Raw genomic sequence first — 1,878 nt, forward strand, 5'->3', positions numbered from 1 at the left:
CGGGCGTCATTCCCCCGCCGCGATGGAAACCGAAGCCTCGCTCGTCAACATCAGGAACGTCAGTGTCTCGCGCAGATACAACTGCACGGTCGTATCGGTATGACTCGTATAGCCGATGGACAGGTCCTGTCCGATATGCAGCTCGTAATCGCCCCCGCGCGTGGACAGCACGCAGCCGCCCTGCAGCGCGGGCGCCCACACCACCTCCCCGCTCACGATACGCTTGATGTGCTGGATCACCGGATAGCCCTGATCGCTCGCCTCGGCAAGCGCCGTATAGGCATCCGCCCCCAGCAGCACCGAGTACGGACCCTCGACGCCCGCGAGCCGCAGCTTTTCCAGCGCCTGGCTGATCGCCGCGGGGTAGTCGGCCACTTGCGCCGGCAGCAGCGTGGGCGCGTTCGAGCTGCCCTGGCGGATCCCCACGATGCCCGCGGCCGCGAAGCCATCGAAGATCGCGCTGTCCTCGGCGAGCGCCAGATCGTTCGCGGCGGTTTTCGCCGGCTGCCAGTCGCCGTCGTTCGAGCCGCGCTCCACGCTGTCGATCGCCTCGCGCTGCAGCGTGAACGGCACCGTCAGCTGCACCAGCTGCTTCACCTCGTAGAGCCTCGCGGCGACGCCTTTCTTCGGCGACGCCACGCTCGTCTGATGCCCCGTGCCGACACCGGACAGCGCAACCCCGCCCGCTTCCTTCACGTCGACCACGCGCCGCCCCGCCACGGAGCGCTTGAAGGTGCGCGCCACTTCGGCCTCGATCTGCTCCCACGCGTCTTCGGAAATCGGTGCGAGCTCGCGATGCAGGTTATTCATGTTGGGCGGTTCCTTTGAGTGAGCCAATGTTCAATGTCCCGCTGCGGCCCGCTTCGTGCGAAGGCGCGCTGGACGAAGACGTCGACGCCGCTGCGGCCGGACTTCTGTCGGGAAGCGCCTCGAGCAGATCGGCGGACGGCACGAAGAAGAGCCCGCCCGTCACCGCGCGGCTGTAGTCGAGCAGCCGGTCGTAGTTGCCCGGCGGGCGGCCGACGAACATGTTCTCCATCATCTGCTCGATCGGCGCGGGCGTGCGCGCATAGCCGATGAAGTATGTGCCGAACTCCTTCGCGCCGGGACGGCCGAAGGCCATGTTGTGCCGCAGGATCTTCACCTCCTGACCGTTCTCCTCGAGGGTCGTGAGCGAGCTGTGCGAGCACGAGGGCTTCACGGCCGCGTCCAGTTCGACATCCGACAGCTTCTCGCGCCCGATGATCTTCTCCTGCTGCTCGACCGTCAGACCATTCCAGGCATCCAGATCGTGAAAGTACTTCTGCACGATCACGTAGCTGCCGCCCGCGAACTCCGGATCCTCCGCGCCGATGATGGTGTAGTCCGCGGCGCGCCTGCCCGACGGGTTCTCGGTGCCGTCGACGAAGCCCACCATGTCGCGCAGGTCGAAGTAGCGAAACCCGTGCACTTCGTCGACGACCGTGACGGCATCGCCGAGCTTGCCGAGCAATTGCGCGGCGAGCTCGAAGCACAGATCCATGTGATCCGCGCGGATATGCAGCAGGATGTCGCCGGGCGTGGCGATGGCGCGGCGCTCGCCCGATCCGAACTCGCGAAACGGATGCAGGGCCGCGGGACGCGGCGCGCCGAAGAGCCGCGCCCACGCTTCGGCGCCGAAGCCGCACACGCAGGAGAGCCTGGCGCTGGGCGCACGCGTGCCGACCGCGCGCACCAGCGCGGCGATGTCGCCGCACCATTGGCGCACGGTATCGGCCTGGTCTTCGCCGCGCGCCACCGTGAGGGTGAGGAAGATCGCGCTTCGGGATATCGGATCACAGACGGCTTGTGGTTCTTGTGTGTTGTTGGGCATCTGAAATTTATTCGATTGCGTCAGGC

Annotated in this window: 2 protein-coding genes; both read right to left on the reverse strand. The window is 66.7% G+C overall.

Annotated features, from left to right (window positions below; translation table 11 throughout):
- Positions 1-6 precede the first annotated feature (6 nt).
- A complete protein-coding gene (locus AWB83_RS35525; protein ID WP_087050260.1) occupies positions 7-810 on the reverse strand; it encodes a family 1 encapsulin nanocompartment shell protein in 804 nt (267 codons plus the stop codon).
- Positions 803-1,852, reverse strand: coding sequence for a Dyp-type peroxidase (locus AWB83_RS35530; RefSeq protein ID WP_087050261.1), 1,050 nt, complete (start codon positions 1,850-1,852; stop codon positions 803-805). Before AWB83_RS35530 ends, AWB83_RS35525 begins: the two co-directional genes overlap by 8 nt.
- Between the last annotated feature and the right edge of the window lie 26 nt (positions 1,853-1,878).

This window comes from Caballeronia ptereochthonis, assembly GCF_001545075.1.
Lineage (GTDB): Bacteria > Pseudomonadota > Gammaproteobacteria > Burkholderiales > Burkholderiaceae > Caballeronia > Caballeronia ptereochthonis.

Excerpts from the sequence above, each read along its gene's own strand:
- AWB83_RS35525 (WP_087050260.1), bottom strand. The coding sequence starts at position 810 with ATGAATAACCTGCATCGCGAGCTCGCACCGATTTCCGAAGACGCGTGG.
- AWB83_RS35530 (WP_087050261.1), bottom strand. The coding sequence starts at position 1,852 with ATGCCCAACAACACACAAGAACCACAAGCCGTCTGTGATCCGATATCC.